The 22,612-nt window shown below is 69.7% G+C and carries 24 protein-coding genes; 12 read left to right on the top strand and 12 right to left on the bottom strand.

Annotated elements, in window-relative coordinates:
* Positions 1–110: 110 nt before the first annotated feature.
* On the bottom strand, positions 111–911 hold the full coding sequence (locus CU254_RS32395; RefSeq protein WP_009082976.1) for a hypothetical protein: 801 nt from the start codon (positions 909–911) through the stop codon (positions 111–113).
* A gap of 72 nt (positions 912–983) precedes the next feature.
* The gene (gene rsgA / locus CU254_RS32390; RefSeq protein WP_009082974.1) at positions 984–2,003 is read right to left on the bottom strand and encodes a ribosome small subunit-dependent GTPase A; all 1,020 of its coding nucleotides are present in this window, start codon (positions 2,001–2,003) and stop codon (positions 984–986) included.
* Positions 2,004–2,116: 113 nt separating this feature from the next.
* Between rsgA and CU254_RS32385 the strand changes: the two genes are divergently transcribed.
* Both CU254_RS32385 and CU254_RS32380 read left to right on the top strand, forming a co-directional pair.
* Positions 2,117–2,872 (top strand): SOS response-associated peptidase, encoded by a 756-nt coding sequence (locus CU254_RS32385; RefSeq protein ID WP_009082972.1) that lies wholly within the window; start codon positions 2,117–2,119, stop codon positions 2,870–2,872.
* Complete coding sequence (locus tag CU254_RS32380; protein WP_009082971.1) at positions 2,869–3,477, top strand: alpha/beta family hydrolase; 609 nt, start codon at positions 2,869–2,871, stop codon at positions 3,475–3,477. Before CU254_RS32385 ends, CU254_RS32380 begins: the two co-directional genes overlap by 4 nt.
* A 146-nt stretch (positions 3,478–3,623) precedes the next feature.
* Here CU254_RS32380 and CU254_RS32375 read toward each other — a convergent pair whose 3' ends face one another.
* The 3 genes from CU254_RS32375 to CU254_RS32365 all read right to left on the bottom strand — a co-directional run bounded on the left by CU254_RS32375 (position 3,624) and on the right by CU254_RS32365 (position 6,374).
* Positions 3,624–5,039 (bottom strand): carboxylesterase/lipase family protein, encoded by a 1,416-nt coding sequence (locus tag CU254_RS32375; RefSeq protein ID WP_199841103.1) that lies wholly within the window; start codon positions 5,037–5,039, stop codon positions 3,624–3,626.
* Positions 5,036–5,224, bottom strand: coding sequence for a hypothetical protein (locus CU254_RS32370; RefSeq protein ID WP_037715530.1), 189 nt, complete (start codon positions 5,222–5,224; stop codon positions 5,036–5,038). Before CU254_RS32370 ends, CU254_RS32375 begins: the two co-directional genes overlap by 4 nt.
* A gap of 253 nt (positions 5,225–5,477) precedes the next feature.
* On the bottom strand, positions 5,478–6,374 hold the full coding sequence (locus CU254_RS32365) for an MBL fold metallo-hydrolase (RefSeq protein ID WP_009082965.1): 897 nt from the start codon (positions 6,372–6,374) through the stop codon (positions 5,478–5,480).
* Positions 6,375–6,515: 141 nt separating this feature from the next.
* On the opposite strand from CU254_RS32365, the gene CU254_RS32360 reads away from it, so the two are divergent.
* Positions 6,516–7,490, top strand: coding sequence for an Lrp/AsnC family transcriptional regulator (locus CU254_RS32360; protein WP_009082963.1), 975 nt, complete (start codon positions 6,516–6,518; stop codon positions 7,488–7,490).
* A gap of 26 nt (positions 7,491–7,516) precedes the next feature.
* The gene (locus tag CU254_RS32355) at positions 7,517–8,221 is read left to right on the top strand and encodes a class I SAM-dependent methyltransferase (RefSeq protein WP_037718317.1); all 705 of its coding nucleotides are present in this window, start codon (positions 7,517–7,519) and stop codon (positions 8,219–8,221) included.
* Here CU254_RS32355 and ybaK read toward each other — a convergent pair.
* Entirely contained in the window at positions 8,218–8,697 is a 480-nt protein-coding gene (gene ybaK / locus CU254_RS32350) for a Cys-tRNA(Pro) deacylase (protein ID WP_009082959.1), read from the bottom strand. The genes CU254_RS32355 and ybaK overlap by 4 nt on opposite strands.
* Positions 8,698–8,885: 188 nt before the next feature.
* On the opposite strand from ybaK, the gene CU254_RS32345 reads away from it, so the two are divergent.
* Both CU254_RS32345 and rsrA read left to right on the top strand, forming a co-directional pair.
* Complete coding sequence (locus CU254_RS32345) at positions 8,886–9,512, top strand: sigma-70 family RNA polymerase sigma factor (protein WP_037355674.1); 627 nt, start codon at positions 8,886–8,888, stop codon at positions 9,510–9,512.
* Positions 9,509–9,832 carry a mycothiol system anti-sigma-R factor gene (gene rsrA, locus CU254_RS32340; protein ID WP_009082954.1) on the top strand — a complete coding sequence of 108 codons (324 nt, stop codon included), beginning with the start codon at positions 9,509–9,511 and terminating at the stop codon, positions 9,830–9,832. The genes CU254_RS32345 and rsrA overlap by 4 nt, the downstream gene beginning before the upstream one ends.
* Positions 9,833–9,900: 68 nt before the next feature.
* Here the strand turns inward: rsrA and CU254_RS45085 are convergent, their stop codons facing one another.
* Entirely contained in the window at positions 9,901–9,975 is a 75-nt protein-coding gene (locus CU254_RS45085; RefSeq protein ID WP_098515123.1) for a 50S ribosomal protein bL37, read from the bottom strand.
* 193 nt (positions 9,976–10,168) lie between these two features.
* On the opposite strand from CU254_RS45085, the gene CU254_RS32335 reads away from it, so the two are divergent.
* Positions 10,169–11,689, top strand: a complete 1,521-nt coding sequence (locus CU254_RS32335; protein WP_009082952.1) for a sensor histidine kinase — start codon at positions 10,169–10,171, stop codon at positions 11,687–11,689.
* Between the two features lie 734 nt (positions 11,690–12,423).
* Here the strand turns inward: CU254_RS32335 and CU254_RS32330 are convergent.
* Entirely contained in the window at positions 12,424–12,678 is a 255-nt protein-coding gene (locus CU254_RS32330; RefSeq protein WP_009082948.1) for a WhiB family transcriptional regulator, read from the bottom strand.
* A 271-nt stretch (positions 12,679–12,949) separates the two neighbouring features.
* On the bottom strand, positions 12,950–13,876 hold the full coding sequence (locus CU254_RS32325) for a diacylglycerol kinase family protein (protein ID WP_009082945.1): 927 nt from the start codon (positions 13,874–13,876) through the stop codon (positions 12,950–12,952).
* Positions 13,877–14,224: 348 nt separating this feature from the next.
* On the opposite strand from CU254_RS32325, the gene CU254_RS32320 reads away from it, so the two are divergent.
* Complete coding sequence (locus tag CU254_RS32320) at positions 14,225–14,707, top strand: hypothetical protein (protein WP_037715528.1); 483 nt, start codon at positions 14,225–14,227, stop codon at positions 14,705–14,707.
* Between the two features lie 119 nt (positions 14,708–14,826).
* Complete coding sequence (locus CU254_RS32315; RefSeq protein WP_009082940.1) at positions 14,827–16,404, top strand: alpha/beta hydrolase; 1,578 nt, start codon at positions 14,827–14,829, stop codon at positions 16,402–16,404.
* A gap of 44 nt (positions 16,405–16,448) precedes the next feature.
* Here CU254_RS32315 and CU254_RS32310 read toward each other — a convergent pair whose 3' ends face one another.
* Both CU254_RS32310 and CU254_RS32305 read right to left on the bottom strand, forming a co-directional pair.
* The gene (locus CU254_RS32310) at positions 16,449–16,931 is read right to left on the bottom strand and encodes a GNAT family N-acetyltransferase (protein ID WP_009082938.1); all 483 of its coding nucleotides are present in this window, start codon (positions 16,929–16,931) and stop codon (positions 16,449–16,451) included.
* A 1-nt stretch (position 16,932) separates the two neighbouring features.
* The gene (locus CU254_RS32305; protein ID WP_009082936.1) at positions 16,933–17,523 is read right to left on the bottom strand and encodes an acid phosphatase; all 591 of its coding nucleotides are present in this window, start codon (positions 17,521–17,523) and stop codon (positions 16,933–16,935) included.
* Positions 17,524–17,609: 86 nt separating this feature from the next.
* Between CU254_RS32305 and CU254_RS32300 the strand changes: the two genes are divergently transcribed.
* Both CU254_RS32300 and CU254_RS32295 read left to right on the top strand, forming a co-directional pair.
* The gene (locus CU254_RS32300) at positions 17,610–18,086 is read left to right on the top strand and encodes a hotdog fold domain-containing protein (RefSeq protein ID WP_009082934.1); all 477 of its coding nucleotides are present in this window, start codon (positions 17,610–17,612) and stop codon (positions 18,084–18,086) included.
* A 124-nt stretch (positions 18,087–18,210) separates the two neighbouring features.
* Positions 18,211–19,833, top strand: coding sequence for a GMC oxidoreductase (locus CU254_RS32295; protein ID WP_037715525.1), 1,623 nt, complete (start codon positions 18,211–18,213; stop codon positions 19,831–19,833).
* On the opposite strand, the gene CU254_RS32290 is transcribed toward CU254_RS32295, so the two are convergent.
* The gene (locus CU254_RS32290) at positions 19,830–20,438 is read right to left on the bottom strand and encodes a dTDP-4-dehydrorhamnose 3,5-epimerase family protein (RefSeq protein ID WP_037715523.1); all 609 of its coding nucleotides are present in this window, start codon (positions 20,436–20,438) and stop codon (positions 19,830–19,832) included. The two genes, CU254_RS32295 and CU254_RS32290, sit on opposite strands and share 4 nt — an antisense overlap.
* Before the next feature lie 371 nt (positions 20,439–20,809).
* On the opposite strand from CU254_RS32290, the gene CU254_RS32285 reads away from it, so the two are divergent.
* On the top strand, positions 20,810–21,991 hold the full coding sequence (locus tag CU254_RS32285) for an NADP-dependent malic enzyme (protein WP_009082928.1): 1,182 nt from the start codon (positions 20,810–20,812) through the stop codon (positions 21,989–21,991).
* Positions 21,992–22,612 lie beyond the last annotated feature (621 nt).

Below are 22,612 nucleotides of genomic sequence, written 5' to 3'. Positions count from 1 at the left end.
CGTCCTTGCGGTCCGGCGCGCGGGCCACTGGCGGGGTGACTCCGCGAGGTTGTTTCTGTGACGCCGTCCGGCGGGAAAAGGTTCCCTCCGCCGGAGAGTTATCTTCCGGTTTATCCGCCCAGGTCGTCGACTTTATCCGCAGCCGGTGCCGCGACCTCGACCGGCGTGCCCCAGCGGCGGTACTGGACGGTCAGCACGGAGCCGGTCTCGCCGGGGTCGAACCGGGCCATCGGCCGTTCGTCGAGGACGACCTTGACCGGCCGCTGGTAGTCGTCGAGCCACAGGTCCAGCGGGATCCGGACCCCCTTCCCTGCCAATCGCGTCCGGATCCGGTCCTGCGATTCGTCCGCGACGAAGCCGATCAGATGGTCCGCGACGCGCTCGAAATCGAGCTGCACGCGGTAGTGCGTGAGCTTGCGGCCGTCGAGTTCGACCTGCTCGGACCCGGTCAGTTCGCCGGCTTGGACGAGCTGGTCGACGGTGCGCAGCGGGTCGGTCTGCTCGGCGGTTTGCTTCGCGAGCTTCCAGAACGCTTTGGAGTACACGTCGGAAGCGAGCGGGAAGACGTGGATCCACCGTCCCTCGCTGCCGAAGCGCTTGGCTTGTGCGTCGGGCGGTTTGACGAACAGCAGCTCGCCGGCCATGCGCAGTTCGGCCCCGCCGTCCATGCGCAGGTCGACGGCGGTGCGCGGGTCGTTGTAGAGAAGGCCGACCTCGACGTCGACCGAACCCTTGCCGCTCTCTTCGGACATCGTCAGCCGCACCGTGCCGGTCTTCCCGAGGCTTTGGCGGACGGCCGCGGCGAGCGACCCGAGATCGGTGAACGGGCCGGTCGGCGAGGCCGCGGGCGCGCCGCACCCAGCCAGCACGAGCGCGGCGCAAACGGCCACGGCGCCAACGCGGAGCCGCATGAAAATCCCCCTGGACTCGGAAGCTGTCGCACTCCGTATCGGCAGCGGCGGCCGTGGGTTACGCCGTTCAGGTCACGATTCGGTGCGCGCGTCGCCGCCGCCCGCGCGCGACACCAGGAGCCGGCGCAGCGACGCCAGCCGTTCCGCTCCGGCGTTGCCGTCGGCGACCACGTCGTCCAGCGCGCAGTCCGGGTCCTCGGGCGGGCCGAGGTGGCCGCAGTTCGGCGGGCATTCCTCGGCGGCCTCGGCGAATTCCTCGAAGGCGTTCACGATGTCGTCCGCGGTCACGTGCGCGAGCCCGAACGACCGGACGCCGGGGGTGTCGACCACCCAGCCGCCGCCCGCCAGCGGCAACGCCACCGCGGCGACCGAGGTGTGCCGTCCCTTGCCGACCGAGCTGACGTCGCCGGTCGCGAGTTCGGCGGCGGGCACCAGGCGGTTGACCAATGTCGACTTGCCGACTCCGGAGTGTCCGACGAGGGCGGTGATCCGGCCGGCGAGGCGTTCGCGCAGGCCCTCGGGTTCCTCGTCGTGCCGGGAGACGATGGCCGGAACGTCCAGGCCCGCGTAGCCGGATAACAGCGAATCCGGGCTGGCGAGGTCGGCTTTCGTCAGGCACAGCACGGGTTCCAAGCCGCCCGCGTAGCACGCGACGAGGCAGCGGTCGATGAATCCGGGCCGGGGCGGGGGATCGGCCAGCGAGGTGACGATCAGCAGCTGCGCGGCGTTGGCGACGACCACGCGTTCGTACGGGTCGGTGTCGTCGGCGGTGCGGCGCAGCACGCTGGTGCGCTCGTCGACGCGGACGATCCGGGCGAGCGTGTCCGGCCGCCCGGACACGTCGCCGACCAGCGCGACCAGGTCCCCGACGACCACCGAGACGCGGCCCATTTCGCGGGCCCGCATGGCCATCACGACGCGGTCCGGGTCGGCGTCGATCGCACACGTCCAGCGGCCGCGGTCCTTGCCGATCACCATCGCGGTGACCGCGTCGGCGTGCTCGGGCCTGCGCTTGCTGCGTGGCCTGGTGCCCTTGCCGGGACGCACCCGCACGTCGGATTCGTCCAGCCGCCTCCAGTCGCCTCGCCCCAAAGCCGCCCACGTCCTCCCGGTCGCCCTTTGCCTGGTCGAATGATCCCATGCCGGTCGCGCCGGGCCCGGTTTGCGTGCGACGATGGCGCCTGAGGCACCCCGAGGAGGTTGGCATGTGCGGCCGTTACGCCGCGACGAAAGACCCGGCGAAGCTGGTCGAGGAGTTCGCCGCGGTCGACCTGACCGAGGGCCGGGCGCGGGCGGACCACAACGTCGCGCCGACCAAGAACGTCGTGACCGTGGTGCAGCGGCATCCCCGCGACGCGGACGGGCTCGTTCTCGAGGACGAACCCGCGGAGCGCTCGCTGCGGATCATGCGGTGGGGCCTGGTTCCGTTCTGGGCCAAGGATCCTTCGGCCGGGTCGCGGATGATCAACACCCGCGCGGAAACCGCGAAGGAGAAGCCCGCGTTCAAGCGCGCGCTGGCGTCGCGGCGCTGCCTCGTTCCCGCCGACGGCTGGTTCGAATGGCGGCGCACCGGCAAGGAGAAGGAGCCGTTCTACATGACGGATCCCTCCGGGAAATCGCTCGCGTTCGGCGGAATCTGGGAAAGCTGGCGGCCGAAGGACGACGCCGACGCCGAGCCGCTGATCACCTTCTCGATCCTGACGACGGACGCCGCGGGCCAGCTCACCGACGTCCACCACCGGATGCCGCTGATCGTGCCGCGCGACCACTGGGCGGGCTGGCTCGACCCGGACCGGTCCGAAGTGGACGAACTGATGACGCCGACTCCGCCCGCGATCGTCGAATCGCTCGAGCTGCGGCCGGTGTCGAGCCTGGTGAACAACGTCCGCAACAACGGCCCCGAGCTCTTGCGGCGGGTCGAAACCGAGCAGTCCGTCGACTCGCTGTTCGACCTGTCATGACCACGCTCGAGATCGACACCGAACACGGGCCCGCGCGGGTCGAGCTGCATTGCGCGCCGGACGGCGACGCGGTGCTGCTGCTCGGCCACGGCGCGGGCGGCGGCATCGGGGCGAAGGATCTCGTGGCGGTAGCCCAGGCGGCGAAGGCGGCCGGGATGCATGTGGCGCTGGTGGAGCAGCCGTACCGGGTGGCGGGTCGGCGGGCGCCGGCTCCGGCGAAACAGCTGGACACGGCTTGGCTGACGGTGGCGGACGAGATTTCCGCCCGGTTCGACGATTTGCCGCTGGTGTTCGGCGGTCGGTCTTCGGGGGCGCGGGTGGCCTGCCGGACGGCGTCGGCCGGGCAGGCGGTCGCGGTGCTGTGCTTGGCTTTTCCGGAACATCCGCCGGGGAAGCCGGAGAAGTCGCGGCAGGCGGAACTGGACGCGGTCGAGGTGCCCGCGCTGGTGATCCAGGGGGAGCGGGATCCGTTCGGCCGGCCGTCGGCTGCGCCGCACCACGAGGTCGTCGTGGTGGCGGGGGACCATACGTTGTCGGCGGATTTGGACGCGGTGGCGCGGGCCGCTGCGGAGTGGTTGAGGCGGGTCGTCCGGCCGCATCTGTGACGGTGCTCGGCTGTGGATAGTTTTGCTTGTAGTTTTCCCTGGTCAGGGCTCTTTCGGCGGAGTTGTCCACAACTTGGTTTGCCTGTGGGCAACTGGCGCGAAGCCCGGTCTCGGGCCGCTCGTTCCGGGTAGGCTGGGCAGCGGAATCAGGATTTGAGGTACCACTTTTCGGCGATGTGCATGATCGCGGGCGCCTCGGGGCGGTAGGCGGGCCAGCCCGGGTCGCCGTTCGTGACGAAGGAGACCCAGGCCGCGTGAGTGCGGGCGGCCAGCGCGGGGTCCGGTCGTCCCGTGCCGAGCAGGCCCGGCTGGCCGTAGAGGTCCGGCAGCTCGGCGTGGTCGAACACGAACGGCAGCTCGACGCAGTGGCACGCCCCCAGCGGGTGGTCCGGGCCGGGTGCGGGCCAGGCGAACTCGTAGACGTGGGTGGGGTTTCCGGCCCGGCTGTGTGCGTCCGCGAGGAGCCGGTTGCTCGCTTCGTAGGCCTCGGTCATCAAGCGCGCGGCCAGCTCGGCGGGGGACGCGCCGGGGTGCCGCTCGCGGGTGCGGGCGATGGCCGCGGCGGGGTCCGGGAACCGGCGGGCTGCAGCGGCGTGCAGACCGGTGTCGTCCAGGTTCGCGGTGTAGAGGTTCGCCTCGTCGGCGTTCGTGCCGATCAGGAGGCTGACCGGGGCCGTGTTCCCGGACGCGGGCTGGGCAGGCAGGGTCGCCTCGTCCAGGACGGGTTTGTACGCGCTGTTGCCCAGCGACGTATCGCGGAATCCGGCGATCGCCGCTGACGGCATCGCGGCCGGTGCGGCCACCAGCCGCTCGTCGGGCAGCTCGCTCAGCGCGGCCGCGGTCGGTGCTACCCCGAGCGCTTCGACGGTCGCGCGCGTGATCAGGTCTGCCTTCTCGGCGGGGAACGCGCATTCGCCGCTGCCGCTCTGGCTGATCGCCCGGCGGAACAAGCCCTTGGCACCCGGGGTGACGAGCAGAGCGGCGACCAGCATGGCCCCGGCGGACTGTCCGGCGACCGTGACGTTGCCGGGGTCGCCGCCGAACGCCGCGATGTTCCCGGCGACCCAGCGCAGAGCCGCGAGCGCGTCGAGCAGCCCGCGGTTGGCCGGGGCGTCCGGAAGCCGCAACCACCCGGCGACCCCGAGGCGGTACTGCACCGTCACCAGGACGACGCCGTCTCGGGCGAAACTGTCGCCGTCGTACAGCTCGGTCTGGCCGGTGCCCGCGGTGAAGCCGCCGCCGTGGAAGAAGACCAGCACGGGCAGGCCGCTGGTCCCCGGGTCGGGCGTGCTGACCGTGACCGACAGGTAGTCCGCGCCGGGAACCCAGCCGGACCCGAGCACCGGCCGAAGGTCGACCCCGCCGAACTCCCGCCGCGCGGCCGGAGCGGTCGGACCTGGTCGAGTAGCGTCGCGCACACCGTCCCAGCGCGCTGCTGGTGCGGGCGCCTGAAACCGCGCGGGGCCGGACATCGGTGCGGCGTAAGGAATCGCGCGAAAGGTGTGCACCCCGTTCGCCGCGATGCCCCGGACTCGTCCGGCGGCGGTGGAAACGACAGTCATGCTTCGGTCCCCCATCGGGTCACAGTGAATTCCAATCCGCCGGGGATGTGTTCGGCGGTTTGGCTGAGCGGCTTGGGCGGGGTAGCGGCGGCGCGCGGTGGGTCTTCGCTGGAGCGGCTGGGTTTGACGAAGGGAAGCGGGTTGTCGAGGGGCAGGATCAGGGCGGTGCGGGAAGTGGCGGTCATGCGTCGGTTCCCCATGGGGTCACGGTGAATTTCGTTCGCGGAAGCAGCTGCGGGAGGCTTGGTTCGGGGAGCGGCAGGGTCGGGGCGGTGCGGGAGGTGGCGGTCATGTGTCGGTTCCCCGTCGGATCGCGGTGGATTTCGCTCCGTCCACGACGATCTCGGTGGTTTGGCGGGGCAACTCGGGCCGGGTCGTGGCGGCGCGGAATCGGCTGTGAAGGCTGGGTTCGGCGAGGGGCGGTGCTGGAAACGGCGGTCATCCGTCGATCCCCCACCGGGTCACGGTGAACTTCGCTCCATCCCGCACGATCTCGACCGCCGGTGCGGAGCCGATATGCGCCGGGAAGACGAGCGCGCGCTCATCGGCGGCCTGGCCGAGCAGCTTGTGCCGGGTGGCGGCGGCCAGCGTCGGGTCCTCGCAGAAGCAGCTGTTCAGGTCAGGTTCGGCGAATTGCAGCGGGTGGTGCAGCAGGTCGCCGACGAATAGCGCTCGGTCCGTGCCCGAGCGGACGGTCAGCACGCTCGACCCTGGGGTGTGGCCGGGGGCCGGTTCGAGGCGGAGGGCCTCGTCGATGTCGTAGTGGTCCTCCCAGAGCCGCGCCTGTCCACTGTGGACTACCGGGGCGATGCTGTCGGCGAACACATTTTCGTTCGCCCGCGCGTGTTTCGGCCGGTGTGGGCCTGCCGGGTTCCAGAAGTCGTGGTCGGCGCGCGGCAGGAGGTAGGTCGCGTTCGGGAACGTCGGGCGCCATTCGCCGTTGTCGAGGCGGGTGTTCCAGCCGACGTGGTCGGAGTGCAGGTGTGTGTTCACCACGAAATCGACGTCTTCGGGGGCGACGCCCGCCGCGGCCAGCCGGTCTAGGAAGCCGGTGCGGAGCTGGTGGAACGCGGGGGTTCCGGGGCGGTCCTTGCCGTCGCCGGCTCCGGTGTCGACCAGGATCGTGGCGCCCCCGCTGCGCAGCACCCACGTCTGCACGCAGGTGCGCAGCAGCCCGGACTCGCGGTCCCAGGAATCCGCGGGCAGCCGGGATTCGTGCTCCTGCCACGTTCCTTCGGCGAGGCCGGGAAACATGGCTTCGGGCGGGCGGGTGGTTCCTTCGTACTCCAGGACGCGGGTCGCGGTCACTGAGCCCAAGGTGATCGTGGCGGTCAAGCGGGTTCTCCCTCGGCTGACTGGTTCATGCGAAAGAATTGCACAAGGTGCCGTATTCATTCAATCAGGAGCATAATACGCCTGATTCAGTCACGATAGAGCTTGGGTAGGCTGCGCCTGCGAACCTGAAGGGAGGCGCCAGTGGCCGACGACGGCGTGCTGGACGACATCGACCTCGACCTGGTCGCCGCGCTGCAGCACGCGCCCCGCGCGCCCTTCGACGTGCTGGCTCGCGTCCTGGACAGCTCGGCGCGCACGGTCGGGCGGCGCTACAGCCGGATGCTCGACGAGGGGCTGCTCCGGGTCATCTGCGAGGTCGACTGGTCATTGCTCGCCGAGGGGCCGCCCGCGCACGTGTGGCTCGGCACCGAACCCGGCCGGGCTCGTGAGGTGGCCGAGGCGCTGGTCCGGCGCGACGACACCACGCACGTCGCGCTCGCCTCGGGGCGCGGCGAGGTTTACGCCGTGGTCCACGGGATGACCCGCGCTGCCACGGCCCGCGCGCTGGTCGACGAGATTCCCGCCGTGCCCGGAATCCGCTCGGTGCGTACGGAGTCGGCGTTGCGGCGGCTCACCAGTTCCTCGGCGTGGCGGTTGCGCAGGCTGACCCGTGAGCAAGAGGAGGCGCTGGCCTCGCACTCCGGAGCCGGGGCGGAGGAATCCGGCACCGAACTGGGTCCGCTGGAGCGCGAAGTCGCGGCGGTGCTGCGCGACGACGCGCGGACGCCGTACTCGGACCTCGCCCGCGTGCTCGACCTCTCCGAGTCCCGCGCTCGCCGGGTCGCGACGGCGATGTTCGGTTCCGGCCTGTTGCGGCCTCGCGTCGAGATCGAGCCGGGCAAGCTCGGCTACCGGGTCGAAGCCGTCATCGGCATTTCCTGTCCGCCGTCCGCGACGGCCCGCCTCGGCGCCGCCATCGCCGCGCATCCGACCACTCGGTACCTGGCCCTCGCCGCCGCGTCGTCCACCTTCGTCTGCGACGGCGTCTTCCGCGGTGAAGAGGACCTGGCCGATTTCGTCAGCGGCGGTTTCCCCGGCAGCGAAGACGTCACCGCCATCGAGTGCACCCTCCAATTGGAGGTCCGGAAACGCTATTGGCGCGCGGCGGCCGCCTGACCGCAGGTCGTGCCAGGGTGGATTCCATGACTGCCAACGACTACGACACGTTCGGCGAGGCCTACGCGATCGAAACCGAGCACAGTCTCATCAACGCCTACTACACCCGCCCGGCGATTCTCGACCTCGCCGGAGACGTAGCGGGCAGACGGATTCTCGACGCGGGCTGCGGTTCCGGGCCGTTGTCCGAATCGCTGCGGGACCGCGGCGCGCAGGTGAGCGGGTTCGATTTCAGCACCACCATGGTCGAGCTGGCCCGGAAAAGACTCGGCGAGGACGCGGACCTCCGAGTCGCCGACCTCAGCCGGCCCCTGCCCTACGCCGACCAGGAATTCGACGACGTCATCGTGGCGCTGGTGCTGCACTACCTGGAGGACTGGACCTCCCCGCTCGCCGAACTGCGGCGGATCATCCGGCCCGGCGGACGGCTGATCCTGGCCGTCAACCACCCGATCCTCTACAAATTCGTCCACCCCGAGGGCAACTACTTCGCCGTCGAACAATGGTCCGAGGAATACACCTTCAACGGCCAGAAGGGCGTGCTCGCGTACTGGCACCGCCCGCTGCACGCGATGACCGACGAGTTCACCAAGGCCGGGTTCCGGATCTCGGTGGTCAGCGAGCCCTGTCCGGCCGAAGGGGCGAAGGAGAAGTTCCCCGACGAAATGCAGGGCAAGGACGCCTTCCTCTGCTTCCTGTTCTTCGTGCTCGAAGCAGCCGAGACCGCTTAGCCCGCCGCGATCCCGGCCACGACCGCGCCGGTCAGCCGGACCAGTTCGGCCGGGTCCAGTTCCACCTCGAGCCCGCGCCGGCCGCCGGAGCAGAACATCGTCGGGTAGTCCAGCGCCGAACCGTCCAGCACGACCGGCAGGCGGCTCCGGTGGCCGAGCGGCGAGATCCCGCCGAGCACGTATCCGGTCGCCCGCTGGGCCGCGGCCGGATCGGCCATTTTCGCCTTCTTGCCCCCGGCCGCCGCGGCGAGCGCCTTCAGGTCGAGCTGGCCGGTGACCGGCACCACGCCGACGACCAGTTTCCCGTCCACGTCCGCGACCAGCGTTTTGAACACCCGGCCGGGCTCCAGGCCCAGCGCTTCCACCGCCTCCAGGCCGAACGACTCCGCCCGGGGGTCGTGGTCGTAGGTGTGCACGGTGTGCGCCACTTTCTGCTTCTGCAGCAGCGCCGTAGCCGGTGTGCCCTTGCCCGCCATGGGGGCGAGTCTACGAATCGGCCGGGAATGCCCGGTCGGCACGCTCTGTTGTAGACAGCGTGACCACGACGCTCGCCCTTCCCCGCCCCGGCAGGAGCCGTCCCGGGACCGGCTTCCCGAACCCCCGCGTAAACTCGGTGCTGCCGTATGCGCAGACGCGCATCGACGCCGAACGGGAAGGGAACGGTTTGCCGAGCACCCCCAACTCCGCGCCGGAGACGGCGGCCGACGAACTGGAGCTCGCGGAGCGCTTCGAGCGCGACGCGATGCCCCTGCTCGACCAGCTATACGCGGCCGCGATGCGGATGACCCGCAACCCGTCCGACGCCGAGGACCTGGTCCAGGAAACCTACCTGAAGGCGTACGCGGCGTTCGCGTCCTTCAAGGCGGGCACGAACCTCAAGGCGTGGATGTACCGCATCCTCACCAACACCTACATCAACGGCTACCGCAAGCGTCAGCGGCAGCCGGTGCAGCAGCCCACGGACGAGATCAGCGACTGGCAGATCGCCCGGGCGGAAAGCCACACCTCGAGCGGCCTTCGCTCGGCCGAGGTCGAGGCGATGGACAATCTCCCGGACACCGACGTCAAGGCCGCTCTGCAGAAGCTGCCCGAGGAGTTCCGGCTCGCGGTCTACCTCGCCGACGTCGAGGGCTTCGCCTACAAGGAGATCGCCGAGATCATGGACACTCCGATCGGCACCGTGATGTCCAGGCTCCACCGCGGCCGCGCCCAGCTGCGCGACCTGCTGGCCGACGTCGCGCGCGAGCGCGGCTTCATCCGGGGGAACCGCGAGGAGGTGGCGAAACGATGAGCTCGGAAGACGTGCCCGCGGAGAAGATGCCCTGCGAGGACGCGCTCGCGGAGATCTACCTGCTGCTGGACCGCGAATGCAGTCCGGAGCGGGACGCGGAACTGCGCAGGCACATCGAGGACTGCCCGCCGTGCCTCGAGGAATACGGCATCGACGAGCAGATCAAGCACCTGCTGGCCCGCAAGTGCGGCGGCGACCTCGCCCCGGCGGAGCTGAAGAGCAGGCTGCGCGCCTCCATCCGGCAGACCGTCGCCACCCAGGGCGGCGTCACCGTGGAGCGCACCGAGATCACCGTGGAACAGCGCACCACCCGCGACTGACCACCGCGCGACGACAACGGCCCCCGTACCGATCCGGTGCGGGGGCCGCGTCAGGTCCGGGCGCGGACTCAGGCGTTGGGCTTCTTGCCGTGGTTGGCGCCGTTCTTCTTGCGGTCGCGACGCTTGCGGGCGCGCTTCGACATGTTCTCTCCTCGGGTGTCCGCTGAATGTCCCGGGGCGGGGTTCGACACACCGACCGGGAACGGGTCAACCGTTCCAGTGTGTCATGCGGCCCCCGCGCTCCTCGGCGGCACCCGCGCCTACGCTCTGGTTGGATGGACCCAGGAGGTGCGCAGGCATGAACGAACCCACCGCATTCGAGGGCGGCCGGTAGCCGTGTCGACCCTTTCCGACCTGCTCGCCGAGAACACCGGCCTCCCCGGCGAAGCGGCCGACCACCTGCAGACCGTCGTCGCGGAGTGGCAGCTGCTGGCCGACCTGTCGTTCGCCGACTTCCTGCTCTGGGTCCCGGTTTCCGCCGAGCACCAGCCCGACGGCGGCGATTTCGTGTGCGTCGCGCACGCCCGGCCGACCACCGCGCCCACCGCGCATCCCGAGGACGTGGTCGGCACCCGGTTCACCGTGGACGAGCACCCGCAGCTGGCCAAGGCCATGCGCGAGGTCAAGATCTGCCGCGAGGAAGACCCGCACTGGTACCGCGACCTGCCGATGCGCCGCGAAGCGGTGCCGGTGAGCTTCGGCGGCGAGGTGATCGCCGTGCTGAGCCGCGAGACCAACCTCGCCGCGCCGCGCGTGCCGAGCCCGCTGGAGATCGCGTACCTCGGCAGCGCGGGCGACCTGTGCCAGATGATCGTGGACGGCACCTTCCCGCCCGCCGGCGGCAACCAGACCGACACGCACACTAGCCCGCGCGTCGGCGACGGTCTCGTCCGGCTCGACCAGGCCGGCACCGTCGTGTTCGCCAGCCCCAACGGCCTGTCCGCCTACCACCGGATGGGGCACGAATCCGACCTCGTCGGACAGCGGCTGGCCCCGCTCACCCGGTCGCTGATCCGCGACCCGTTCGACGCCACCGAGGTGTCGCACCGGATCATCGAGGCCCTCGACGGCAAACCGTCCACGCGTACCGAGGCCGACTCGAAGCGCGGCGCGGTCGTGCTCTTCCGTGCGCTGCCGCTGCGTCCGGCCGGACAGCCCGCGGGCGCGCTGGTGCTGGTCCGCGACGTCACCGAGGTCAAGCGCCGCGACCGCGCGCTGATGTCGAAGGACGCCACGATCCGCGAGATCCACCACCGCGTGAAGAACAACCTGCAGACCGTCGCCGCGCTGCTGCGGCTGCAATCGCGGCGCACGACGAGCGAAGAGGCCCGGCTGGCGCTGGGCGAATCGGTGCGGCGGGTGTCATCGATCGCGATGGTGCACGAGGCGCTGTCGATCTCCGTCGACGAGCGCGTGGACCTCGACAAACTGCTCGACAACGTGCTCCCGATGGTCGGCGAGGTCGCCACCGCGGAATCGAAGGTCGGGATGACCCGCAAGGGCTCGTTCGGCGTGGTCGTGGCCGAGATCGCGACGCCGCTGGTGATGGTGCTCGCCGAACTGGTGCAGAACGCGATCGAGCACGCGTTCCCGCAGGGACGGCCGGGCAAGGTCGAGCTGATCGTGGAACGGTCGGCGCGCTGGCTGGACATCCTGATCCGCGACAACGGCCGGGGCCTGCCGTCCGGGTTCTCACTGGAGCGCAGCGACGGGCTGGGGCTGCAGATCGTGCGGACGCTGGTGGAATCGGAGCTGCGCGGGTCGCTTTCGCTGCGCCAGGTCCGGACCGACGAGGCGGGCAATCGCGTGCCGGGCACCGAGGCGGCGCTGCGGATTCCGTTGTCGCGGCGGCTCTAGAAAATTCGGCGACAGGCTGTTCGCGCCGGATTACCGTCCGGCGCATGCCATCGCCGGGACGAAAGAACTCTTTGCCGCGCAAGGATTTTCGCCCGCCCGTTGCTTCCGGCGCATGGAGTATCCGCTCGGGACGTTCGGCGAAGCGTCCATCTCGGACGGATTTGAGCCGGAACAGCGGAGCTGGCTAGGAGTTCCGGCTCGTCCGCAGCGAGTCCTTTCCGGACCGCTGGGCCGCGCCGCCGGTGGTCCTGACCGCGTGACAGAACAAGTTCACCGACCGCGATGTTCAGCCCGAGATCAGTTTTCTGCTGTGGGACAAGGCAACCGGTATTCCCGTGCGGCTCGTGTTGACGGAACCGCGGACTCGCCAGCGCAGCAATCGCACCCGAGCGCGTCCGGGGCTCCCGGAATTTTCGCGCGCGCCGGATTCACGGCGAAGATGCGATACGTGCGCTGGGCATTGGAGGCCTGAGGAGTCCACATCGGACCCCAGACGCGTTGAAGGGCCGGTACCAGTGAAGCTGGCGGTACCGGCCCGTTCAACGTTCCGCGGGAGGACTTGGATAGTCCTGGGCGAGGCGGCACCCGGATGCGGGGTGGCCGACCTCGGTTGTTACGCTCGAACCGGGTATGTGTCGCCATGTGCGGCACGGGCACGCGAATGCCCGCCGGGCGAAAGTCCGGTCCGAGGTGGTGCGGGTGGTTCTGGGTGCTGCAGCTGAGTCGGAAAAGACTCAGGCGGTGGTACGCGTGCCGATGTGCGTACGGCGGCGCTTGAGCGCGCGTCGCTCGTCTTCGCTCATTCCGCCCCAGACGCCGGCGTCCTGGCCGCTGGCCAGAGCCCAGGCCAGGCAGTCGGAAGCCGCGGGGCAGCGGTGGCACACGGCCTTCGCCTCGGAGACCTGCAGCAGAGCGGGACCGCTGGTTCCCACCGGGAAGAACAGCTCGGGGTCCTCGTCTCGGCAGGCCGCGTCGTGGCGCCAGTCCATGTTCGTGAGCTCCTTCACAGTGACGCGGGAGGGCCGCGCCACAGTAGTGGCGGTCGTGTTTTTGGGTGCTTGTGAATGCTTTCACGAAGCACCGCGTTCGACAAGGGTTTCGACAAGATCGGTGAGTCAGCTCACCCGGCCGAGCTATGCCTCTGACCTGCGGTTTCGTTCTGAAAAGCTCCGCTCGCCGGAAGGGGCGTGCGGTGAACGGAGGGTTTGCGTCGCCGAGCGGCAGAACGCACTTTGCCGCGGGCGATCAGCGGCCGCCGGGCTATCCGACTACGGTGAGTGCATCCGGAACGCTCTGGAACTCGACCCGGGTGCGTTGTCCGACGAGGTCCCCGTCGACCTGGAAGTTGACCGGTTCAGCTGCGTCGATGCGGATCAGAGGCACATCGTCGCGGCGGAGCAGACGGCGGCCGTGCTGATCGCTCTCCGTGAGCAGAGCTTGCCGTACATGCGTGAACACGGTGGGCAATCGCAGACCGCTCAACGCGAACAGGCCCAATCCGGCCTCGAACGAGCAGCCGGGGTTGAGGTGGACCGGACGTTCCCCGAGGTAAGTCCACGGATCGGTGTTCGACACGAACGCCGTCACCGCCTCGGCCGGTTCCTCGCCGGGGATCCGGACGGTCAGCGTCGGGCGACCGAGCGGCGGGCGGAAGTAGGAGCGCACCGCGGCCCTCAGGTAGAGGCTCGCGCTGGTTTGCTTGCCGCGCCGTTTCGCGACGCGGCCGACGACGTCGGCGTCCCACCCGAGTCCCGCGTTGAACGTGAACCAGTGCCCGTCGGCCAGCCCGAGGCCGATCCGCCGGGTCCGCTCGGTTTCCAGCGCGGTGAGCAGTTGGTGGGTCGCCTCGACCGGATCGGCGGGGAGGCCGACCGCGCGGGCGAACACGTTGGCCGAGCCGCCCGGCACGACGCCGAGCATCGGTACGGACCCGGAGCGGCCGGGAGCGCCCGCGGAATCGGCGAGGAGACCGTTGACGACCTCGTTGACCGTGCCGTCGCCGCCGTGCGCCACCACCAGGTCGTAGCCGTCGCGAGCCGCCGAACGGGCCACCGCGAGCGCGTGCCCGCGGTAGTCGGTCTCGACGACGTCGAGCTTGACCTGGCTGGCCAGCGCGTGCGCCAGCACGTCCCGGCCACCCGCGGTGGTCGAGGTGGCCTGGGGGTTCACGACGAGGATGGCGCGCACTACCGCAGGGTAAGTGCTTTTCGCCCGGCGGACGTACCTTCAGCGCCACATGGTGACGCGAAGCTCAGCCGCTCGCGCGCGCCGTCCCGGCTCGGTGACCTGTGGCAACCCTGTGGCGGGCGGTCCTCCTTCGCAGACGGCGAAAACTCCGCGCGTCGTGACAAGTGCACCCGGGCCGACCGCCCGCTCATCGACGACTGTCCCGATTTTCCCGTCGGCCGCCGCCGCGGGAAAACGGCCGACCGGGTGGCATACGATCAGTAGTGCTCACGCACGGTGACTCGCGCTGGTCGGGTGGCTGTGCCCGGGCATTTTCCCGCCCCGCAGCTAGCTGAAAGGGCCGCGCCCGTGTCGCATCCCGAGAACCCGCCGCCCACCCCGCTCGAGGTCCGCCTCGCCGGCGTCCTGACCGGACTGCCCGGGCTGGGCCTGCTGGTCCTCGGCGTGGTGCTGCTGGTGCACGGGCTGACGACCCCGCCGATCCCGGGCAACAACGTGTGGGCCGAGTTCGGCACCTACGCGGTGCTGGCGCTGATCTTCCTGGCCGCCTCGGTCGGGCTGCTGCTCGGCCAGACGTGGGCGCGCTCGCCCGGCGTCGTCGTGGCGCTGATGCTGATCGGCGTCGGCTGGTACCTGCTCGGGCCGTCCGGACAGCCGCTGTGGGGAGTGCCGGTCGGGCTGTGCGGGCTGGCGGCCCTGGTGCTGCTGTTCCGCCGTCCGTCGCGGGCGTGGGCGCTCGGAATGCACGACGACGAGACCGAGGAAGAAGCCGCCGAGCGCGGCGGCCTCGCGGGACGGCGTGCCGAGCGGGAGCGTCGCGAGCAAGACTGAACGACAGTGACGTCACGTCATCGCGGACAGTGACGCGGCGGCACTGGTAGCGAAACCCCTCGGCCGATGGAATCGGGACTGCGCAACCGAATTCATCCGAATTCCGAAGAGGGGAACCCATGAGGAGACTGCGTCTCGTCGTGACCACTGCCGCGGTGGTGTGCGGCCTGCTCGCCGGAGCATTACCCGCCGCGGCGGACACCGCCCGAATCCCGGCCCGCTACTCCGGCCAGACGCTGGACTGGCACGTCTGCGCGCCGAACGAGCTGGCCGAACTGCCACCGGGCACCGACATCACGGGGCTCGAATGCGCCGCCTATCGCACGCCCCGGGACTGGGACCGGCCCGGCGACGGGCAGGACCTGACCATCGCGATCAGCCGGCTCAAGTCCACCGGCGCGACGACCGCGTCGGTGCTCACCAACCCCGGCGGGCCCGGCGCCGCGGGCCGCTGGTTCCCGGTCGAGCTGCGCGGTCAGCGCAAACTGCGCGAGCACCAGGAGATCATCGGCATCGACACCCGCGGCGCCGGCCGCAGCACCAACGTCACTTGCGGCGGCGCGGCCAGCACCGGAGCCGACCTCGACCCGCGCGACCGCGATCCGCGCAATCTGAACCAGATCGTCGACGCGACCCGGTACGTCGCCACCGCCTGCCACCGGGCGTCCGGCGAACTGGGGTCGCTGATCAGCACCTTCCAGAACGTCCGGGACCTGGACCTGCTGCGCACCCTGCTGGGCCGCGACCGGATCAACTGGATCGGGTACTCGGCGGGCACCTGGCTCGGCGCGCATTACGCCCAGCAGTTCCCGCAGCACACCGGCCGGTTCGTGCTCGATTCTTCGACTCAGTTCACCGGCAGCTGGCAGCAGTCGTTCGACTACCAGCTGCTGGGCTACGAACGCCGCTGGCGGCAGGACTTCCTGCCGTGGCTGGCCCGCTACGACGCCAAGTACCACTTCGGCACTCGCGGCGAGGCGGCCCGGCAGACCTACGAGAGCGTCCGGTACGCGCTGACCCGCGAGCCGGTCGAGGTGAACGGCACGAAGATCGGCGCGGTCAAGCTGGACTCCTTCCTCGTCGGCGCGCTCAAGGCCAAGAGCCAGTTCCCGGCGATCGCCGCCGTGCTGGTCCAGGTCAAAACGCTGACCGACGCGCGGGCTTCGGCCGAGGCCAAGCAGGACGCCCGGGCGACGCTCGGCATGACGTTGTCGGAGGCGAAGAAATCCGGTCCGATGGACGTGGCGGTGCAGTCCGGTGCGGACGACGCGATGGTGTCGACGTTGATCACCACCCTGTGCAACGACGGGCCGTGGAAAGGCGATCGGCAATCGCTGATCCGCCGGTCGCAGGAGTATCTCGACCGGGGCGTGACCCTGCACAGCTCGGTGTGGATGTCGACGCAGGTTTGCGCGTTCTGGCCGGGTCAGCCGCGGCCGATGCCGGTGCTGAACGGCAAGGGGGTGCCGCCAGTGGTGCTCGTCCAGTCCGAGCACGACCCGGCCACGCCGATCGAGGGCGCGCGGAAGGCGCATGCGGCGTTCGAGAATTCGCGGATGCTGACCGTCACCGGGGAAGGCGACCACGGGCTCTACGGGATTGGCGGGAACACGGCGGTGGACCAGGTGGTCGACAGCTATCTGGTCGACGGGGTCGTGCCGGAGGATCAGAGCTTGCCGGGATTGCCGTTGCCGTAAAGGCTGGGGAGTGCCTAGGCCGGTTCCGGCCTAGGCACTCCCGATCACGCCTCTTTGGCCAGCACCTTCAACGGCTCGTCGGTCAGCCGGTACACCGACCATTCGTCCTGCGGCAGCGCGCCCAGCGCCCGGTAGAAGCCGACCGCCGGGTTCCAGTTCAGCACCGACCACTCCAGCCGGTGGTAGCCCTTGTCGACGCATTCCGCGGCCAGCGTCGCCAGCAGCACCTTGCCGAGGCCCGAACCGCGCTGTTCCTCGCGGACGTACAGGTCTTCCAGGTAGATCCCGTGCGTGCCGCGCCAGGTGGAGAAGTTCAAGAACCACAAGGTGAATCCGGCGATCTCGCCGTCCACTTCGGCCACGTGGCCGAACAGCGCCGGGGCCTCGCCGAACAGCGCGCCGTGCAGCTGTTCGGAGGTCAGATGGCATTCCTGCGGGGCGCGTTCGTACTCGGCCAGCGCGTAGACGAGCTCCACGACGGCGTCGACGTCTTCCGGCCGGATCCGCCGTACGCGGGGGTCGGTCACTTCATCCCTCCAAGGCGGGCAGCAGGTTCAGGTGTTCGATCTGCGGTTCGCCGCGCTCGTCGCCGAGCACCGCGAGACCGGCCGGGTCCAGTCCGAAGTGGACACCCGAGGTGCCGGGAAGGCCGAGCCAGCGCGCGACGAGCACGCGGCTGAAATGCCCGTGCCCGACCAGGACGACGTCGCCGTTCTCGATCTCGCGACGGGCCCGGTCGAGCACCTTGTCCGCGCGGGCCTGCACGTCTTCGGCGCTTTCGCCGCCGGGGACCGGGTGCGTCCACACCGTCCAGTCCGGAACGGTCTCGCGGATTTCCGGCGTGGTGACGCCTTCGTAGTCGCCGTAGTCCCATTCGGCCAGATCCTCGGTGACCTCGTCCACGCGCAGGCCGGCGAGTTCCGCCGTGCGCAGCGCGCGGCCGCGCGGGCTGGACAGCACCAGCCCGGGTCCGCCGAGCAGGGTCCGCAGGGTGCCGCCCGCCGCGCGCGCCTGTTCCTCGCCCGCGGGGGTCAGCGGGATGTCGGTGCGCCCGGTGTGCTTGCCGTTCGACGACCATTCGGTCTGGCCGTGCCGGAGAAGAAAGAGCCGATGTGCCACGCGGCCGAATATAGCCGGGGCGGGTTTGCCCGGCAGGCTCGTCGTGTGCTTCGCTACTGGAGAGTAACTTCACTTGGGAGGTGCCGATGGGTACGCCGTCGACGTACGGGCTGTGGCGCAAGCTGGCCGCCAAACCGGGCGGCAAGCAGCTGTTTTCCGCCGCGATGTGCCTGCGCGTGCCCTACTTCGGCACCGTGCTGCCCAGCATCCGGGAGATCCGTCCCGGCCACTGCTCGGTGACCGCGCCGAAGTGGTGGGGTGTGCACAACCACATCCGCACGTTCCACGCGATCGCCGCCTGCAACCTCGCCGAGATCGCGATGGGCATGCTGGCCGAGGCCACTGTCCCGGCGACCCACCGGTGGCTGCCCAAGGGCATGGAAGTGAGTTACGTCGCGAAGGCCGAAACGGGCCTGCGGGCGATCGCCGAATTGCCGGAGCTCCCCGAGTTCGGCGACCAGGGATTCGATCTTCCGGTCCCGGTGCGGATCGTGGACAAGCGCGGGACCGAGGTGGTCACCGCGACGATCACGGTGTGGGTCACTCCCCGGAAAGCCGCCTGACCGGCGAAACCTGGCCGTCCCGTTACCCCGGCCGAGTGAAACTTAACACCGTTTACTGGGCAAATGCGAATAGCGTTCGTTTTAGCCTTGCCAGGGTGCTCCGCGCCACGTCAGCATGCCGGGCATGGCCTCCCTCAACCGTCGCCGATTTCTCGGCCTCGCCGCGCTGAACTCCGCCGCGGCCCTCGGACTGACCAGCATTTCGGCGACGACCGCGCGTGCCGCGACCGTTGCGCCGCTGCCGGACTATTCGCCCGCGGTGGTGATCGGCACCGGGTACGGCGCGGCGGTCACCGCGCTGCGGCTCGGCGAGGCGGGTGTGCCCACGGTGATGCTCGAAATGGGCCAGCTGTGGAACGAAGCGGGCCCGGACGGCAAGGTCTTCTGCGACATGCTGAAGCCGGACCGGCGGTCGATGTGGTTCAAGAAGCGCACTGAGGCTCCGCTCGCGTCGTTCCTGTGGCTGGACGTCGCGAACCACGACATCGATCCGTACGCCGGGGTCCTGGACCGGGTGAACTACGGCGGGATGTCGGTGTACGTCGGGCGCGGCGTCGGCGGCGGATCGCTGGTGAACGGCGCGATGGCGGTGCAGCCGAAGCGTTCGTACTTCGAGGAAATCCTGCCGAGGGTGGACGCCGACGAGATGTACGGCAAATACTACCCGCGCGCGAACGCGGGACTCGGCGTGAACCACATCGACCCGGACTGGTTCGAGACCTGCAAGTCGTATCAGTTCGCGCGCGTTTCCCGGAAAGCCGCGCAGAAAACCGGGCTGAAGACGACGTTCGTGCCGAGCGTCTACGACTTCGAGTACATGAAGAAGGAGGAGGCCGGTACAGTCGAACGCTCGGCGCTCGCGTCCGAGGTCATCTACGGCAACAACCACGGCAAACGCTCGCTGGACAAGACCTATCTCGCCGCCGCGCTCGGCACCGGGCACGTGACGATCCAGACGCTGCACGAGGTCCGCGAGATCATCCAGCAGCAGGACGGCACGTACACGCTCGTCGTGCGCGAATCCGACGCGCTCGGGAATGTGCTCGCCACCAAGCACCTGTCGACGAAGTACCTGTTCCTCGGCGCGGGCAGCCTCGGCTCGACCGAACTGCTGGTCCGCGCCCGCGACACCGGACGGCTGCCGCGGCTGTCCGAGGCCGTCGGCCAGGGCTGGGGGACCAACGGCAACGTGATGCTCGGCCGCGCCAACCACGTGTGGGACACGACCGGCAGCCTCGAATCGGGCATGCCCGCGCTCGGCATCGACGACTGGGACAACCCGGCGCATCCGGTGTTCGCCGAGATCGCGCCGGTGCCCGCCGGGCTCGAAACGTGGGCGAGCCTGTACCTGGCGATCACCAAGAACCCCGAACGCGGCCACTTCACCTACGACGCCGCGAGCGATTCGGCGAAACTGCAGTGGTCGCCGGATCAGGGGCAGCCGTCGATCGACGCGGCGAAATCGCTGTTCGACCGGATCAACAAGGCGAACTCCACGATCTACCGCTACGACCTTTTCGGCGACACGCGGGCGTTCGAAAACCGGTTCACCTACCACCCGCTCGGCGGATTGGTGCTCGGCGAGGCGACCGACGACTACGGGCGCGTGAAGGGGTACCGGAACCTGTACGTGACGGACGGGTCGCTGATTCCGGGCAGCACCGGCGTGAACCCGTTCGTGACGATCACCGCGCTGGCCGAGCGCAATATCGAACGGGTCCTCGCCGAGGACGGCGTGCGCGCCTAGCGGTTCGCCGACCGCAGCTTTTCGTAATACGCCGCGCAATCGGCGTAGGAGGGCAGCAGGCCCTGGTCGAGCGCTTCGGCCAGGGTCGGCGCCGCTTTGTCCTTTTCGGACACAATGGGGGCCAGATCGGCGGGCCACGGCAGGTCCAGTGCCGGGTCGAGCGGGTTGATGCCGTGCTCGCCCGCCGGGTTGTACGGCTCCGAGCAGAGATACGCCATCACGGTGTCGTCTTCCAGCGCGACGAAGGCGTGCCCGAGGCCTTCGGCCACGTAGACCGCGCGGAACTCGGCCGAGTCGAGCCGTACCGCGTCCCATTCGCCGAACGTCGGCGACCCGGCCCGCAGGTCCACCACGACGTCCAGCAGCGCCCCGCTCGGGCAGTACACGTACTTCGCCTGGCCCGGCGGGGTGTCGGCGAAATGCACGCCGCGGATCGTGCCCGCGCGGGAAACGCTGTGGTTCGTCTGCGCGACGCGCAGCGGATGCCCGGCCGCGCGGACGATCGCCTCCTCCTGGAACGGAGCCACGAAAAGCCCGCGTGCGTCGGGGAAGACGCGCGGGACGAACTCGAATGCGCCGGAGACCTTGAGCGGGCGGAAGTCCATGGCGGCCACCCTATCGAGTGCGTTCTCCGGTCCCGGAACGGAACTGCTTCCGAAACCGGACGGACGTCTTGGGAATCGCGAATCTGTGACATGAGCCGCACCGAGGGGTCGGGGCCGGCCGGGGGCCTGTCATGATTGACGGACCGCAGCGTCGGCGGCCATCGCCACACCCCACGGATCGGATGGCCGCGCAGACGCCTCGCCGACAGGCCGGCGCTACCGCGCTGGGCTGCCGTCCGGAGGACGAGTTCCCACACGCGACGGGCGTGTTCGCCCGTCGACCAGGTGGTCCCCCGCTCGCAGTCCCAGGAGTACGTTCGATGACCCAGACCCATCCGCCCGCTACCGTCATTCCTACGACAGGAACCCCGATGACCGACCAGGCCAGCACCGTCGCGGCCGTGACCGACGCCGAGATCTTCACCGGGCACGAGGGCGGCAAGCTCTCCGTGGCGGCGACCCGGCCGATCTCCGACCCGCGCGACCTCTCGATCGCCTACACGCCCGGCGTGGCGAAGGTGAGCCGCGCGATCGCCGAGGACGCGGCCAAGGCGAAGCGGTACACCTGGGCGGACCGGCTCGTGGCGGTGGTCAGCGACGGCACCGCGGTGCTCGGCCTCGGGGACATCGGCGCGAGCGCGTCGCTGCCGGTCATGGAGGGCAAGTCGGTCCTCTTCAAGACCTTCGGCGGACTGGACTCGATCCCGCTGGTGCTCGACACCACCGACGTCGACGAGATCGTCGAGACCCTGGTGCGGCTGCGCCCGTCGTTCGGCGCGGTCAACCTCGAGGACATCTCCGCGCCGCGCTGCTTCGAGCTGGAGGACAAGCTCAAGGAAGCGCTGGACTGCCCGGTCATGCACGACGACCAGCACGGCACCGCGATCGTCACCCTCGCCGCCCTGCGCGGCGCGAACCTGGTCCTCGACCGCGACATCGCCGGCGAGCGGGTCGTGGTCTCCGGGGCCGGTGCGGCCGGGGTGGCCTGCGCGAAGATCCTGCTCGCGGCCGGCGTCGCGGACGTGACGGTGCTCGACTCGCGCGGCATCGTCCACGCTGGCCGGGAGGATTTGAACCCGATCAAGCGGCAGCTGGTGGAGACGACGAACAAGGCTGGGCTGACCGGTGGGTTGGCCGAGGCGTTGCGTGGGGCTGATGTGTTCCTCGGGCTGTCCGGGGCCACCATCGATCCTTCGCTGTTGTCGACGATGGCGGATGATTCGATCGTGTTCGCGTTGTCCAATCCGGATCCTGAGGTGCATCCGGCGGTTGCTGCTCAGCACGCGGCGATTGTGGCTACTGGGCGTAGTGATTTTCCGAACCAGATTAATAATGTGCTGGCGTTTCCCGGGGTGTTCCGGGGGGCGTTGGATGCCGGGGCTCGGGCTATTACGGAGAATATGAAGCTGGCTGCCGCGGAGGCGATTGTGGCGGTGGCTTCGGATGACCTCGGGCCGGATCGGATTGTGCCCAGTCCGTTGGATCCTCGGGTCGCGCCTGAGGTGGCGGCTGCGGTGGCCAAGGCGGCGCAGTTGGATGGGGTTGTTGGCTGAGGGTGGTTTTTTAGGAGGGCTCCCTGGGGTTGTGCTGGGGAGCTTTTCTTTTTTGGCGGCTCGTCGCCCTGGCGGGCGACATTGCTGCGCCTTGGTTGCGTGGGGCACCCCGATTTTTGATTGTGCTGACGGTTCGGGGGTGCTTGTCAAGGCGGGAAAGATGCCTTGACAAGCACCCCCGAACCGCAGGGCGGCTTTGTATCGGGGTTGGGGGAGGGGTGGGTGCCCCCGGTGTTTGGGTGCAGCGGCGGCGGTTTTTTCGCGGCTTGGGTGCGTGGGGGCTTGGGGTTCGCGGCGTGCTGTTAGCGCCCCAATGTGGCATTGGGTGCGTGTGATGCACCCAATGTGGCCTTCGGTGCGTGTGACGCACCCAATGTGGCTTTGGGGGATCTCGGCGGGGTCGGCGGGGAGCGGTCCGTGAAGGGCTCCTTGAGGGAATCTAATTCCCTCAAGGAGCCCTTCACGTCCGGCGGGAGGGTCGTGAGGGGAACCTGAGGGACTCTGAGTACGTAAAGGTGGCCCTCACGGACTGTGCGCGAGCTGTCCGAGCGGGTGCTCGGTCGCGTGTCTGGCGGGTTGCGGCAGCGGCCTCGTACGCGATGCGAAGCGGGTTTCTCCCCG

It is taken from the genome of Amycolatopsis sp. AA4 (genome assembly GCF_002796545.1).
Lineage (GTDB): Bacteria > Actinomycetota > Actinomycetes > Mycobacteriales > Pseudonocardiaceae > Amycolatopsis.
The sequence above is the reverse complement of the archived record's forward strand: the minus strand, read 5'-3'. Positions and strand labels throughout refer to the sequence as shown.

What these genes read in the sequence shown, in the direction of transcription:
- CU254_RS32395 (WP_009082976.1), bottom strand. Translation starts at nt 911, where the DNA reads ATGCGGCTCCGCGTTGGCGCCGTGGCCGTTTGCGCCGCGCTCGTGCTG.
- CU254_RS32385 (WP_009082972.1), top strand. Translation starts at nt 2,117, where the DNA reads ATGTGCGGCCGTTACGCCGCGACGAAAGACCCGGCGAAGCTGGTCGAG.
- CU254_RS32380 (WP_009082971.1), top strand. Translation starts at nt 2,869, where the DNA reads ATGACCACGCTCGAGATCGACACCGAACACGGGCCCGCGCGGGTCGAG.
- CU254_RS32375 (WP_199841103.1), bottom strand. Translation starts at nt 5,039, where the DNA reads ATGACTGTCGTTTCCACCGCCGCCGGACGAGTCCGGGGCATCGCGGCG.
- CU254_RS32370 (WP_037715530.1), bottom strand. Translation starts at nt 5,224, where the DNA reads ATGACCGCCACTTCCCGCACCGCCCTGATCCTGCCCCTCGACAACCCG.
- CU254_RS32355 (WP_037718317.1), top strand. Translation starts at nt 7,517, where the DNA reads ATGACTGCCAACGACTACGACACGTTCGGCGAGGCCTACGCGATCGAA.
- ybaK (WP_009082959.1), bottom strand. Translation starts at nt 8,697, where the DNA reads ATGGCGGGCAAGGGCACACCGGCTACGGCGCTGCTGCAGAAGCAGAAA.
- rsrA (WP_009082954.1), top strand. Translation starts at nt 9,509, where the DNA reads ATGAGCTCGGAAGACGTGCCCGCGGAGAAGATGCCCTGCGAGGACGCG.
- CU254_RS32330 (WP_009082948.1), bottom strand. Translation starts at nt 12,678, where the DNA reads ATGGACTGGCGCCACGACGCGGCCTGCCGAGACGAGGACCCCGAGCTG.
- CU254_RS32315 (WP_009082940.1), top strand. Translation starts at nt 14,827, where the DNA reads ATGAGGAGACTGCGTCTCGTCGTGACCACTGCCGCGGTGGTGTGCGGC.
- CU254_RS32300 (WP_009082934.1), top strand. Translation starts at nt 17,610, where the DNA reads ATGGGTACGCCGTCGACGTACGGGCTGTGGCGCAAGCTGGCCGCCAAA.
- CU254_RS32295 (WP_037715525.1), top strand. Translation starts at nt 18,211, where the DNA reads ATGGCCTCCCTCAACCGTCGCCGATTTCTCGGCCTCGCCGCGCTGAAC.
- CU254_RS32290 (WP_037715523.1), bottom strand. Translation starts at nt 20,438, where the DNA reads ATGGACTTCCGCCCGCTCAAGGTCTCCGGCGCATTCGAGTTCGTCCCG.
- CU254_RS32285 (WP_009082928.1), top strand. Translation starts at nt 20,810, where the DNA reads ATGACCGACCAGGCCAGCACCGTCGCGGCCGTGACCGACGCCGAGATC.